General features: G+C 38.8%; 11 protein-coding genes. 6 read left to right on the forward strand and 5 right to left on the reverse strand.

Going from position 1 to position 14,609, the window contains the following annotated elements; translation table 11 throughout:
• Positions 1-40 precede the first annotated feature (40 nt).
• The 5 genes from H3Z82_RS05380 to H3Z82_RS05400 all read left to right on the forward strand — a co-directional run bounded on the left by H3Z82_RS05380 (position 41) and on the right by H3Z82_RS05400 (position 8,162).
• Positions 41-817 carry a DUF3108 domain-containing protein gene (locus H3Z82_RS05380; RefSeq protein WP_182203362.1) on the forward strand — a complete coding sequence of 259 codons (777 nt, stop codon included), beginning with the start codon at positions 41-43 and terminating at the stop codon, positions 815-817.
• A 5-nt stretch (positions 818-822) separates the two neighbouring features.
• Entirely contained in the window at positions 823-1,752 is a 930-nt protein-coding gene (locus H3Z82_RS05385; protein ID WP_182203365.1) for a tryptophan 2,3-dioxygenase family protein, read from the forward strand.
• A gap of 17 nt (positions 1,753-1,769) precedes the next feature.
• Positions 1,770-3,053: a M23 family metallopeptidase gene (locus tag H3Z82_RS05390; protein ID WP_182203368.1), complete on the forward strand. Its 1,284-nt coding sequence runs from the start codon at positions 1,770-1,772 to the stop codon at positions 3,051-3,053.
• Positions 3,054-3,056: 3 nt separating this feature from the next.
• The gene (gene pgi, locus H3Z82_RS05395; RefSeq protein WP_182203370.1) at positions 3,057-4,703 is read left to right on the forward strand and encodes a glucose-6-phosphate isomerase; all 1,647 of its coding nucleotides are present in this window, start codon (positions 3,057-3,059) and stop codon (positions 4,701-4,703) included.
• A gap of 165 nt (positions 4,704-4,868) precedes the next feature.
• Positions 4,869-8,162, forward strand: a complete 3,294-nt coding sequence (locus tag H3Z82_RS05400; protein WP_182203372.1) for a TonB-dependent receptor — start codon at positions 4,869-4,871, stop codon at positions 8,160-8,162.
• 1,149 nt (positions 8,163-9,311) lie between these two features.
• Here the strand turns inward: H3Z82_RS05400 and tsf are convergent.
• The 5 genes from tsf to H3Z82_RS05425 form a co-directional block, all read right to left on the reverse strand.
• Positions 9,312-10,277, reverse strand: a complete 966-nt coding sequence (gene tsf, locus H3Z82_RS05405) for a translation elongation factor Ts (protein ID WP_182203374.1) — start codon at positions 10,275-10,277, stop codon at positions 9,312-9,314.
• A gap of 91 nt (positions 10,278-10,368) precedes the next feature.
• Positions 10,369-11,187: a 30S ribosomal protein S2 gene (gene rpsB, locus H3Z82_RS05410; protein WP_182203376.1), complete on the reverse strand. Its 819-nt coding sequence runs from the start codon at positions 11,185-11,187 to the stop codon at positions 10,369-10,371.
• A 227-nt stretch (positions 11,188-11,414) separates the two neighbouring features.
• Positions 11,415-11,801 carry a 30S ribosomal protein S9 gene (gene rpsI / locus H3Z82_RS05415; RefSeq protein ID WP_182203379.1) on the reverse strand — a complete coding sequence of 129 codons (387 nt, stop codon included), beginning with the start codon at positions 11,799-11,801 and terminating at the stop codon, positions 11,415-11,417.
• Positions 11,802-12,257 (reverse strand): 50S ribosomal protein L13, encoded by a 456-nt coding sequence (rplM, locus tag H3Z82_RS05420; RefSeq protein WP_182203382.1) that lies wholly within the window; start codon positions 12,255-12,257, stop codon positions 11,802-11,804.
• A gap of 409 nt (positions 12,258-12,666) precedes the next feature.
• Positions 12,667-13,878 (reverse strand): Bcr/CflA family multidrug efflux MFS transporter, encoded by a 1,212-nt coding sequence (locus tag H3Z82_RS05425; RefSeq protein WP_182203384.1) that lies wholly within the window; start codon positions 13,876-13,878, stop codon positions 12,667-12,669.
• A 241-nt stretch (positions 13,879-14,119) separates the two neighbouring features.
• Here H3Z82_RS05425 and H3Z82_RS05430 point away from each other — a divergent pair, with 241 nt between their 5' ends.
• On the forward strand, positions 14,120-14,521 hold the full coding sequence (locus H3Z82_RS05430; protein ID WP_235982376.1) for a hypothetical protein: 402 nt from the start codon (positions 14,120-14,122) through the stop codon (positions 14,519-14,521).
• Positions 14,522-14,609 lie beyond the last annotated feature (88 nt).

Consider the following 14,609-nt stretch of genomic DNA (forward strand, 5'->3'; position numbering starts at 1 on the left):
AATCTTAGTAATTAAGGTTATACTTACAATTATTTAAATTATGAAAAAAGTAAATTTAGTTATAGCGCTATGCTTCGTAATCCTCAGCGTCTCTGCGCAACAAAAACACGCCTTTCAGGAAGGGGAGTGGTTCAAGTTCAGAATGAGTTACAGTGGGTTCCTAAAAGCAGGGAACGCAACTTTAGAAGTAAAAGAATCTCGGTTAAACGGCCGCGAGGTTTTTCATGTAGTCGGCAAAGGTTGGACTACTGGAGCAATCAGATGGTTTTTTAAGGTCAAAGACCGTTATGAATCCTATTTTGATAAACAAACCGGAATGCCCTATAAGTTCATCAGGAATATTGATGAAGGTGGCTACACCAAAGATATTGAAATAGAATTTGACCATGTGGCCTCAAAAGCACATGTCAACAATAAGAAAGAGAAAAAGAAAGCGTCATTTACCATTGAAGAGAATGTTCAAGATATGGTTTCAGCGTTCTATTATTTAAGAAACAATTATAATACTAATACCATCAGTGAGGGTGATGTTGTGAGTTTGAACATGTTTTTTGATGAAGAAAATTATAATTTTAAGCTCAAGTTTTTAGGAAGAGAGGAACTAAAAACGACATTCGGCACCATCAAAACCCTTAAGTTCAGACCCTATGTGATGGCTGGACGGGTGTTTAAAGAGAAGGAAAGTTTGACTTTATGGGTCAGTGCTGACGACAATAAAATTCCGTTGCGAATCCAGGCCGATTTGGCGGTGGGCTCCTTGAGAGCAGATTTAGAAGCTTTTAAAGGCTTAAAACATTCATTTAAAGTACAGTTTTAGAACATATGTCCAATTCAGAAAATTTCGATCCGATACTGCAGGAACTTCAGAAAAAATATACTGCAATTGAGCAGGACACTCACACCTATTTGGAAGGCTTACTCTACAGTAAGCCTATTACGTATTGGGATTATATCCAAACCGATGCTTTGTTGAATCTACAAATCCAAAGAACAACACTTCCTGATGAAATGGTGTTTATTGGCTACCATCAAATTAACGAATTGCTGTTTAAGATGATTCTTTGGGAAATTGAACAGGTTTCCGAGAGTACTGCATTGACGGCTGAATTCTTTACCTCTAAATTGATGCGGGTGAGCAGGTATTTTGACATGCTGACCACCTCGTTTAACATTATGAGAGAAGGTATGGACGTGGACCAATACATGAAATTCAGAAGTACCTTAACACCGGCCAGTGGTTTCCAAAGTGCACAATACCGACTGATTGAATTTGCCTCTACTGAGTTGATCAATCTTATTGGTTATCGCTTCCGTAAGGATATTGACCGCAATACACCTTACACTCATGCGTTTGAACATTTGTATTGGCAAGCGGCAGGAAAGGATTACCACACGGGGAAGAAATCCATTTTATTGATCAATTTTGAAAAACGTTACAAGGCGGAATTCCTAAGATTTATGGAGGCTCATAATACTAAAAATTTATGGACCAAGTTTAAGGAATTGCCAAAGGCTGATCAGGAAAATGAGGAATTGGTGAAGGCCATGCGTCATTATGACCATACGGTCAATATTACCTGGGTGTTTGCGCATTATAACGCGGCGAAACACTATATTGAAAGTGGTTCTGGCGATGCTGAAGCTACAGGCGGAAGTGATTGGAAAAAATACATGCATCCAAAATACCAAAGACGCATATTTTTTCCTCAACTTTGGACCGAAAAAGAATTGGAAAATTGGGGAACGGAATAATAAAAGTGAAAGCGTTAATGTATCAAAAAAGTTTAATAGTATTAGTTTTATTGGCATTGCTTATGTGGTCGTGCAAAGAAGAGCCTGAACCAATCAATCCAGAGCCTTTTCAAACCTATATACCACCGGTTGAGTTAAGAGAATTTGGATTTAACCTGAATGATTATGTGGTTAAACGCGATACGATAAGATCGGGCGATAGTTTTGGAACCATCTTGCAAAGAAACAACATGAACTATCCCAAAATTTATCAAATTGCCGAAAGTGCCAAGGATTCTTATGATATCAGAAAACTGCAAATAGGTAAACCATATACCATGTTGTTTTCTAAGGATAGTTTACAAACCCCGCAATGTTTTATTTATCAAGAGAATAATATTGATTATGTGGTGATTCATTTTGCGGATTCGATTGTGACCTATAAAGAGAAAAAACCTGTTACCATTGTGACCAAGGAAGCTTCAGGTATTATCAATAATAGTTTATCCGTAACTATGGATTCTCAAGGCTTGCCACAGGCGCTGATTGGAGAAATGGCCGATATTTATGCTTGGAGCATAAATTTCTGGAAACTACAAAAAGGCGATAAGTTTAAGATCATTTACAAACAGCGTTATATTGAAGACTCTATTTATGCAGGGTTGGAAGGTATTGATGCCGCTTATTTTCAGCATAAGGATGAGGACTTTTACGCGTTTAAGTTTCAGACCGATACACTTAGCAAAGGCGGAGATTTCTTTGATGAGGAAGCCAAAAGTCTTAAGCGTGCCTTCTTACAGGCACCGGTTAATTTTGGCCGTATCTCTTCCCGTTACAATCTTAATAGACGTATTGCCTATTATGGCTATGCATTGCGCCCACATAAAGGCACTGATTTTGCGGCGGCCATAGGGACACCTATTTTGGCTACGGCTAATGGGACTGTTACAGAATCTACACGAAGAGGTGGGAATGGAAAGTACGTTAAAATCAAACATAATGAAACTTACAGCACCCAGTATTTACACATGCGGAACCAAGCGGTTAAAAAAGGACAATACGTGAAACAAGGCGATGTGATTGGTTATGTGGGTATGACTGGGAATACCAGTGGTCCTCACGTATGTTACCGATTTTGGAAAAACGGAAAACAAGTGGACCCATTCAAGGAAAAATTGCCTTCAGTAGAGTCCGTTCCCGACCATCTTATTGATAAGTACAATGAGTTTATTAGTCCGTTAAGAGATCGACTGAAAAGTATTCCATATGAATATCAAAATGAAACAACTATAGAACAAGGCTATTCCATAACTAAAAACTAACTCATGGCGCTACCAAAAATCAACCCAATCCATACCAAAGCGTGGACAAAACTTCAGGAACATTTTAAAAGTATTAAGGAGGTGCACATGGCGCAATGGTTTTCAGAAAATGAGAACCGTGCCTCAGAAATGACCATCAAATGGGAAGATTTTTATGTGGACTATTCTAAAAATAGGATGGACGCCAAAACCATGGACTTGTTGTTGGAGCTTGCCGAAGAAACACAATTGAAATCGGCAATAGATAAGCTATTTCAAGGCGATATTATTAATGAAACAGAAGGTAGGGAGGTCTTGCATACGGCTTTAAGAAGCCCAAAATCTGCCAAGATCATGGTAGAAGGTGAAGATATCATGCCTGAGATCCATGAGGTAAAAGCAAAAATTAAAAACTTTACGACTGACATTGTCAACGGGAAAAGAAAAGGTTATACCCAGAAAGCCTTTACAGATGTGGTCAATATTGGCATTGGTGGTTCTGATTTGGGGCCTGCCATGGTAGTGGATGCGCTTCAATACTATAAAAATCATTTGACCACACATTTTGTAAGCAATGTAGATGGCGATCACGTGAATGAAGTTTTGAAAAAGCTCAATCCAGAAACCACGTTATTTGTTATTGTTTCCAAAACCTTTACCACACAAGAAACACTATCCAATGCGAATACCATCAAGGATTGGTTTTTAAAATCAGCTGCTGAAACTGATGTTGCCAAACATTTTGTGGCCGTATCAACCAATATCGAAAAGGTAAAGGACTTTGGCATTGATGAAAACAATATTTTCCCGATGTGGACATGGGTGGGCGGACGTTTTTCATTGTGGAGCGCTGTTGGCCTATCCATCAGTTTGGCGGTAGGTTATGACAATTTTGACAAGTTGTTGGCTGGCGCTCACAACATGGACAATCATTTTAAATCGGCAGAGTTTAAGACAAATATTCCAGTGGTTTTGGCTCTTATTGGTATTTGGTACACCAATTTCTTTGAATCAGAAAGCGAGGCCGTCATAGGTTACTCACAATATTTAAATCAGTTTGCCACCTATTTGCAACAGGCCAATATGGAAAGTAACGGCAAAAGTGTGGATAGAAATGGCGACAAGGTTACCTATCAAACCGGTAATATTGTTTGGGGCGAGCCTGGAACCAATTCACAGCACGCCTTTTTTCAACTGATCCATCAGGGCACCAAGCTTATTCCGGCCGATTTTATTGGATTTGCAAAATCACTTCATGGCAATAAGGATCATCAAGATAAATTGATGTCCAATTTTATAGCTCAAACTGAGGCCTTATTGAATGGGAAATCAAAAGATGAGGTGATTGCTGAATTTAAAGGTCAAAACACATCTGAAGAAACAATAAAGCAGCTAACGCCATTTAAAGTGTTTGATGGCAACAAGCCAACCAATACTATTTTGATAGATCAGTTGACACCTGAAAGTTTAGGAAAGCTGATTGCCCTTTATGAGCACAAGATCTTCGTGCAAGGGGTTATTTGGAATGTATATAGTTATGATCAATTTGGGGTTGAGCTCGGAAAGCAGTTGGCCACAAAAATTTTAAAAGAAATCTCATCAACAGATACTATTACGAATCATGATAGTTCAACACTCAATTTATTAGAGCATTATAAGAATTTTAGTTAAAGTTTGTTTAAAACTTCTGTAAAACTTATTTTATTATGCACGCATCGTTTCCTGTAAATCTCTTAACTTCGTCCTGTTAAAAATTTCTTAACGTTTTAGTAATATTAAATCATAATAATGGCTTAATTTTGCGCAAAATTTAAAATCTAATTTTAAACATTAAAAATGAAAAAACTTACTCAATTCTTAATGATGGCTGTAGCTTTACTAACTACTGCAGTCATGACGGCTCAAGTAACTTCTTCCAGTATGAGTGGTCGGGTTACAGATGCTGAAGGACCGGTTATGGGTGCAACAGTCATCGCTACCCACGTGCCTTCAGGAACGACTTACGGATCGATTACCAATGATGATGGTCGGTTCAACTTACCTGGGATGCGTGTTGGCGGACCATACACTGTAGAAGTGTCTTATATTGGATATGGGACAAACACAACAAGTGATATTGTAATTAGCTTGGGTGCTGGTTATATTCATGATGTGGTTTTAAGTGAAGAAAGCGTTTCTTTAAGTCAGGTCGTTATTTCTGCTAAAAGAACAAGGTTTTCAACAGAAAAAACTGGTGCAGTAACCAACATCTCAAATGCACAGTTGTCTGCAATGCCTACCATCAACAGAAGTATTACTGATATTGCTAAGATCTCTCCTTACTCAAACGGGATGAGCATTGCTGGTGGTGACGGTCGTTCTACTAACTTTACGGTAGATGGTGCCAACTTTAACAACAACTTTGGATTGAGTTCAAGTCTGCCGGCCGGTGGAAGTCCAATCTCATTGGATGCTATTGAAGAAGTTCAAGTAGTTGTTGCGCCATTTGATGTGCGTCAAACTAATTTTATTGGTGGTGGTATCAACGCTATTACTAAATCAGGAACCAACAGGTTTAAAGGTTCTGCCTATGCGTATTACAACAATCAGGATATGCGAGGTAACCGAATTGGAGATGTTCAATTTGGTGATCGTGACGATGAGTCAAAAACAATTTATGGTTTGACTTTAGGTGGTCCGATCATTAAAAATAAGCTGTTCTTTTTTGTGAATGCTGAAAAAGAAGTACGTCCAGGACAGGTTGTAAGCTGGAGACCATCTGAAGATGGGGTAGCTGACCTTGACATGTCACTTTCCCGAACCAGTATTGCTGATATGGAACGTGTAAAACAACATTTAATTACCAATTACGGTTATAATCCTGGATCTTACACTAACTATCCTTCCGATGAGAGCAACAAAAAATTCTTGGTGCGTTTGGACTGGAATATCAATTCTACCAATAAATTGAGTGTACGTTATAACTACGCTAAAAATCAAGGATGGAATGCTACCAACGGTAACTCAAATAATGCAGGCTTCCGTAACAGAGGGATGAACCGTATTTCAGAGCACTCTATGGCATTCTCAAATTCTACCTATTCTATGGATAATATTGTAAATTCATTGTCTTTAGATTTAAACAGTAGAATTTCTGACAAACTTTCTAATCAGTTGCTTGTAACCTCTTCAAAAATTGAAGATGCACGTGGAACAAATTCATCGCCTTTCCCATTCATTGATATATTGAATGGTACTAATCCAGATGGAACCCAAAGTCAAGAACCATATATGTCTGCCGGTTATGAGTTGTTCACCTGGAATAATGCGGTTAACAATAATACATTCACCATTATTGATAATTTGACTTATTATTTAGACAATCATAAAATAACTGCAGGTTTAAGTTACGAGCACCAATTGGCAAACAACTCTTATATGAGAAATGGTACTGGGTACTATCGTTACGCTAGTGTTGATGACTTCCTTAATCAAGCCGCTCCTACTGACTTTGCACTAACTTATGGTTACGATGGTGAGAAAAACCCAACAGCTGAGGTTGCTTTCAATCAGTTTGGACTATACCTTCAGGATGACTGGGATGTGAATCCAAATTTCAAATTATCTTACGGTATCCGTGCTGATTATTTAAAATATGAGGACAATATCTTAAGAAACAACGCTATTTACGATTTAGATTTTGGTGGAAAACGTGTGGATACGGGCAAATGGCCAAAAGCAAATGTGCAAGTATCTCCAAGAGTTGGATTCTCATGGGATATTAAAGGTGATCAAAGCATGAAACTTCGTGGTGGAACTGGTATTTTCTCAGGAAGATTGCCATTGGTATTCTTCACCAACATGCCAACCAACTCAGGAATGGTACAAGGAAGTTATGCTGCCGTTACCAGATATAACACTGATGGTACAGTAAATACAGGAGGTTCTGATTTAGCTGTTTTAGATAGATTAGCAGGACCAATGATTACTGATGTGGATGAAATGATTGATAGATTGGGTCTGCCAAGTACCATTAGACCAGAAGATGGAGAGTTGCCTGGTGACGTTAACGGTGTAGATCCTAATTTCAAAATGCCACAAGTTTGGAAAACCTCTTTAGCATTTGATTATGAGGTTCCGGTTGATTTCCCATTGTCGGTTACATTAGAAGGTATATACACTAAAAACATTAATGGTGTTATGCTTAAAAACTACGACTATAAAGACGTAGATGATACATGGGAACGTTTTTCAGGATCTGACAACAGATACATTTATCCTGATAGAAGCGATTTGACCTATGTTGGTAGAGATGCGTATGTATTGACAAATACTAGCGAAGGATGGGGAGCGATTGGTAATATTACCGTGAACGCAGAGCCAATTGAAGATTTACGATTAATGGCTGCTTATACCTATACTGAGTCTCAAGAAATTACTGGAATGCCAGGAAGTAATGCCGGATCTGCTTACGGTGGATTAATTGGTGTTAACGGACCGCACATACCAGAACTTCAACGTTCACAGTATGTTGTGCCAAATAGAGTCATTGGATCAGCAGGCTATAAACTTCCTTGGTCTAACAACCTATTGGAATCAGCTACGTTTATCAATGTGTTCTACTCAGGTGCTTCTTCTAACGGATACAGTTATACGTATTCAAATGATATGAATGGTGATGGGAACAATACAGATTTAATTTATATTCCAAAAGGTAGAGGAGATATTCAATTTGTTAGCACTGCTGATGAAGATGCCTTCTTTAATTTTATGGCGCAAGATAAATACCTTAAAAACAACAAAGGTAAATATGCTGAAGCCAATGCCGTACGCGCACCGTGGGTTCATACTTTCGACTTAAGATTGACCCGTGAGTATTATTTCAATGTTGCGGATACTAGAAACACATTACAGTTCAGTTTGGATTTCTTGAATGTAGGTAACCTTATTAATTCAGAATGGGGTGTTAGTCAAAGAAACAATATCGCTAATAGAGGGCAAATTTTGAAGTATGAAGGTAAAGATGCCAATAACGTCCCTTCGTATTCTTTTGCAAAATCTAGTGGTGACTATATCACTGATTCATTTGATTATAACTACTATTATGGTGAAACTTGGAAACTTCAAATTGGAGTTAAGTATTCATTCTAAGAAAACAATCAACCTACAGCAACCTTAAGTTGTTAGTTTGTATAAAAGCGTCCATCAAATTGATGGACGTTTTTTTTATGACAACTATTAAAAGATTTCTTGACGCCGATAGGATATAAAATCTAATTTAAATTGCATCAGTATTAAGTAGTTTGCGCACTTCTAAGCTCGTGATTCCAGACTTCGGAGCTATGCGTCCATTTGATTACAGTCGTCTTATTGCAAGGCTTTGTGCGCCGTAGAGTGTAAAGTAGTGCCTCACGCTATAGATTTGTTTTACATTGAATGGTTTTTCGAGCTTCTATTTTTAATTCAGATCATTAGCATTCAATAGAGCTTCATAGGAGCAAATTCTCAATGCAAGCCCCCTGTGATAATTCCAAGAGCCCATATGTCGTCATCATTATAGAAACGATTTAAATATTATTATCAAAGCCCCAGCGGGGCGAAATATTAGTGGAAATAGAAAAACGCAAACCCAAAGCCCCAGCGGGGCGACATCTTAATAGGAATGATTTAGATATTATTATCGGAGCCCCAGTGGGGCGTAATATTAGAAATATAAAAACGCAAATTCAAAGCCCCAACGGGGCGACATATCCAGAACCACGGTAAATACAGAGCCAAAGCCCCAGCGGGGCGACATCTTTATCGTCAATCAATGCCAAGGCCATTAATTATAAATTACGGTTTCGTTATGCGGATATATTGATGATATCAAACTTTAGTGTCATTAAAATAAAAAAGCCACTATATCTTTTTAAAATGAGTAGTGGCTTTTGTAGTATAGATTAGTTTGCGCTAAGCCTAAAAGGTTTTCTGCTTACTTACCTGCCGGGTAGGAAGGCCCAGGAATTGGTAAGAATCAGGAAGACGCAAATCTATAGCCCCATAGGGGCGATATCTTAATGGCACCAAGGCAAATACATAGCCAAAGCCCTGTAGGGGCGACATCTTTATCGGAGCGCCTTTATTTTGACGAAAATTAACGACATTGTTGGTGTTTTTCAACAACGCTCCAATAGCGACCAGGCCTTAAAGAAAAAATTAAAAAAGCCCCTACCACTTTTAGAAAGAAGTCGGGGCGTTTGTAGTATAAAATTAGCTTGCGCTGAACCTAAAAGGTTTCCTGCGTCGCAGGAATAAGGCTTATCCTAAAGACACACGTTTAAAGTCAGTTACTTTAACATCGCCATAAGAAGCAACATATTTGGCAACATTAGACTTTTCGTCTTTAATAAACGTTTGGTCCAACAAGGCTTTCTCCTGGTCAAGTGTCGTGTTGTCTGATTTGAAACGATCCATTTTTCCTGGAATAATTTTGTCCCAGATTTGTTCTGGCTTCCCTTCAGCTTTCAATTCCGCTTTCGCATCTTCTTCAGCCTTTGCCAATACTTCTGGCGTTAATTGTGCCATAGAAATGTATTGTGGAATGTTTTTAAGCGTTTTGTTCATACGCGCTCTTTCTTCATTCTCTTTTTGGATCTCAGCAATTCTTGCTTCAGTTTCAGATGCAATAAAGGCCGGATCAAAATCTTTGTAAGATAATGTTGTAGCGCCCATAGAAGCGACTTGCATCGCCACGTCTTTTGCTAATTCCTCAATCTTATCAACTTTGGCAGAAAATCCGACCAATGCAGCAATCTTGTTAATATGAACGTAAGCACCAACATATGGAGCTTCCAATTTCTCAAAAGCATTCAAATCAATTTTTTCACCAATCACACCTGTTTGCTCAATCAATTTGTCGGCAACAGTCATGCCACCAAAATCAGCAGCAAGTACTTCTTCTTTAGAATTAACCGTGATTGCAATATCGGCAATCTCATTGGCCAATGCGATAAAAGATTCGTTCTTACCAACAAAATCCGTTTCACATCCAAGTACAATGGCAACGCCCACAGTTTGGTCGTCGTTTATTTTAGCAACAGCAGCACCTTCACTGGATTCTCTGTCAGCTCTCTGGTCGGCAACTTTCTGACCTTTTTTACGCAAGATGTCAATGGCTTTGTCAAAATCGCCTTCCGCTTCAACCAAAGCTTTTTTACAGTCCATCATTCCGGCACCTGTAGTTTGTCTAAGTTTATTAACTTCTGCAGCTGATATTTTTGTCATAATTTCTAAGTGTATTTTATTAAAAAAGTCGTTCAATTAATTTTCAACAAAGAAAAGAACCAAACGACTTTAAGATGTTATATTAATAGGTTTATTCTTCTTCGTCAGCGGTTACTTTCTTGGCAACTGCCTTCTTTTCTTTTTTCTCTTCCTTTTCTACCTTATCTTTTTTCTCAGATTTTCCTGCTTTCTCTTCTTTGCCTTTTTTCTCAGTTTTATCTGATTTACGTTCAGCAAGACCATCAGCAACGGCAGAGGTAATAATCGTTAAAACTTTATCTATAGATTTTGAAGCATCATCATTGGCAGGAATTACATATTCTACTTGACGAGGATCAGAATTCGTGTCAACCATTGCAAAGATTGGAATGTTTAACTTTTGCGCTTCTCTAATAGCAATGTTTTCACGTTTGATATCCACTACAAATAAAGCACCTGGCAAGCGGGTCATGTCTGAAATTGAACCTAAGTTTTTCTCCAACTTTGCTCTTAAACGGTCAACTTGTAAACGTTCTTTTTTAGACAATGTCAAGAATGTACCATCTTTTTTCATTCTATCAATAGAGGCCATTTTTTTAACGGCTTTTCTGATCGTTACAAAGTTGGTTAACATTCCACCTGGCCATCTTTCAGTAATGTAAGGCATGCTTACAGCACCTGCTTTTTCAGCAACGATGTCTTTAGCTTGTTTTTTTGTAGCAACAAATAAAATTTTCTTTCCTGAAGCTGCAATTTTATGAAGCGCTTCTGCGGATTCTTTAATTTTTGCAGCTGTTTTGTAAAGGTTGATGATATGGATGCCATTACGCTCCATATAAATGTAAGGAGCCATATTTGGATCCCATTTTCTTGTCAAGTGACCAAAGTGTACACCTGCTTCAAGTAATTCTTTAACTTCTATACTTTCCATTTTGTAATAGTTTACGTTCTGTTGAATTAGCAATGATAAAGTGGTTTCCACTGTGGCGGAGCGCCTTTACCATTTAGATGCTAAACTAAATCTTCACGCTTTAACGTGATAGACAACATTAACTGGGTTATTTTTTTGTGCTGGAAGTATTCCAGCACGGGTTTAAAGGTTTCGTAAACAACAAGATTGCGATGCTCATCACGAGACCATCAATCAAGTTGCGGATGTTAACGTTTAGAGAATTGAAATTTCTTACGTGCTTTCTTCTGACCGAATTTCTTACGCTCAACCATTCTTGGGTCTCTTGTTAACAATCCTTCTGGTTTCAAGATGCCTCTGTTTTCTGCATCAACCTCACACATAGCGCGAGATAATGCCAAACGGATAGCTTCTGCCTGACCGGTAATACCACCTCCATATACATTGACTGTAATATCAAAGTTGCCATCATTGTTAGTCATGGTCAATGGTTGATTTACCTTGTACTGCAATGCAGCATTTGGAAAATAAGCCGCCATGTCTTTTTTATTAACTGTGATGTTCCCTTTTCCTGGGGCAACATACGCGCGAGCAACAGCCGTCTTTCTACGGCCAATTTTGTGAATTACTTCCATTTAATTGAATTCGTTTAAGTTAATTGTCTTAGGTTTTTGAGCAGCATGTGCATGCTCAGTACCTACAACAACAGTTAGGTTACGGAATAAATCTGCACCTAATTTGTTTTTAGGGAGCATTCCTTTTACTGATTTTTCTACTACTCTAGACGGATCCTTTCCGAATAGTTCCATAGCAGTTAAAGATTTCTGACCACCTGGATACCCTGTGTGACGAATGTAAGTCTTATCGTTCCACTTGTTTCCTGTTAAGTTGATTTTTTCAGAGTTGATAACAATTACGTTATCTCCGCAATCAACATGTGGTGTGAAGCTAGGTTTGTGTTTGCCTCTTAAAAGTTTTGCAACTTTAGAAGCCAAACGACCTAATGTTTGCCCTTCAGCATCAACCAAAACCCACTGCTTATCTGCAGTAGCTTTGTTAGCTGAAATCGTTTTGTAGCTTAATGTATTCACACTAATTAATTTTTATAGATCACGCCAAAGGCGCGACGAGTTAAACATTCCTCTCTTAAAAAGAGTTTGCAAATTTACGATAATCTATGTGATTACCAAATAGTATGATGCGAAATTTGTTGATAAAATCACTGAGCCTCAGATTCTTTTAGTTTTTGGATAAACACAGCATCTTTTATGGGGCCTGAAGACGGAGTAGATGCTCAGAATCAAAATTTTAGGGTTTTTTTACAATGTGGATATTTCATCAGATTTAACGGGTTGATTCTTGGCTGGTGTTTGAGGTTATTAACATTTTGATCATGGTCTAAAGCCCAATGTGTCGTCTCTAAAATTAAGTTTGAATTTGTTTAGACGATTTCCTATGAAAAATGAGCATCCTGATACCGTTTGATAAATAAATAAAATATTAATTAGAAACTTCTACAGGCTCCGAGTTCTTAATCCGGATGTTGCCCCAATAGAGTATGATTACAGAAACGCTTGCACATAAAAACATAATTCCTGTCATGGGGAGCGGCGTTTCGTTACTGAGCATAGATACCAATGCGGTAATCAAGGCACCAATGCCTAATTGGAGCGCTCCCATAAGGGCGGAAGCTGTTCCTGCGCTCGCTTCAAAGGGTTCTAAGGATAGGGCCGAGGTGTTTGGGAAGGCGAAACCTTGGGTACTCAAGAATAGAAACACCAAAACAATCATGGAATACATTTCAATGAGGTGAAATATTGTGCCGAAAAATAGCAGTGCCCCCGCCACCATTTGACATAGCAGGGTGGCTTTTACAATTTGTTGGCTTGTGTATTTTTTTAGAACATATGTATTGACCTGGCTGGCGGTCACTAAGCCCATGGCAATAATCCCGAAAATCCATCCGTATTGTCTTTCAGAAACGCCGTAAAGTTCCATAAATACATGGGGCGAACCAGCAATATAGGCGTAAAGGCCACTGGCGGCAAAAGATCCCGTTAAAGTATAAGTATAGAATTGAGGTGTTTTAAAAACAGTCCAAAACTTTGTGAGAATGGGTCTCGGTTTTAAAGACATGGTAGTGTCTGGCGGTGCGCCCAAAGGAAGCCAGAAATAAACAAGAATAATATTAAGCGCTACCAGTACTGCCAAAATTATAAAAATAGAATGCCAACCCCAATGTGCGGTAGCAAATCCGCCAAGAGTGGGAGCTATAATGGGCGACACGGCAATGACCAGCATCAGGAGACTGAATATCTTTGCGGTCTCGGTTACCGGAAAGAGGTCACGGACCAAAGCTCTGGCAGCCACCATTCCGGCGCATCCTCCCAGGGCTTGTACAAATCGAGCCAGAATCAGGGAATCTACCGTAGTGATATAGACAATATAGACAGAAGCAAACAAATAGATAAACAGCCCAACCAAGAGTGGTATGCGTCTCCCAAACCGATCCAATAGCGGACCGTATATCAGTTGTCCCACGCTCACGCCAATAAAATAGCTGGATAGGGAAAGTGCCACACGACCCGTAGTTGAGTTAAGATCTCGCGCTATCTCAGGAAATCCTGGCAAGTAGAGGTCAATAGAAAATGGTCCCAGGGCAGAGAGGAGTCCCAGAATGAGGATGACAAGATTTCGTTTTTTATGTTGCATTTTAAAATTAACAGTTTGCAAAATTACGAAAGGCGTTTCGGTTTAAACATAATATTAAGACATCATTATGGGAATATGTCGTAGGGACAGGTCGTGACCTGTCCATATCAACGTCGTGACCTGTCCATATCAACGTCGTGACCTGTCCATATCAACGTCGCGACCTGTCCTTATGAACGTCGCGAGCTGTCCCTACCACATAAATTTTATATATTTAATAAATAATCCATTCAGCCATATCATGAAAAGCAGAAAGCGTAATAGAATGTTAGGATATGATTATTCGCAGGATAATTTGTATTTCGTCACGAATTGTGTGAAGGGCATGGTTTGTTGTTTGGGTGAAATTATTCCCGTGGCACGGACAGGTCGCGACCTGTCCGTACGCGATATGTCCGAGCATGCGCAAAATATAAATAAAAATAATCCATCCAATCCCCATAAAATCATGGCATTAAATCCATATGGCGAAATCGTCCGGGATAGATTATTATGGTTGGCCATTCAATATCCGTATGTTGTGTTGCATAATTTTGTGGTCATGCCCAATCATGTTCACGTCCTCCTCGAAATAGATCGTTTAAGAGTTCAGGATAAAGTCATTAAAATAAAATCCTTGTCCAGTCTATTCGGTGCATTTTAAACCATATCCTCAAAATTAATCCATCGAGCAGGGTTTTTGGATTTTTCATGGCAACGTTCCTTTCACGATCATATCATCCGATCGGATA

The organism is Gelidibacter maritimus (assembly GCF_014062315.1).
In the GTDB taxonomy this organism is placed as follows: domain Bacteria; phylum Bacteroidota; class Bacteroidia; order Flavobacteriales; family Flavobacteriaceae; genus Gelidibacter; species Gelidibacter maritimus.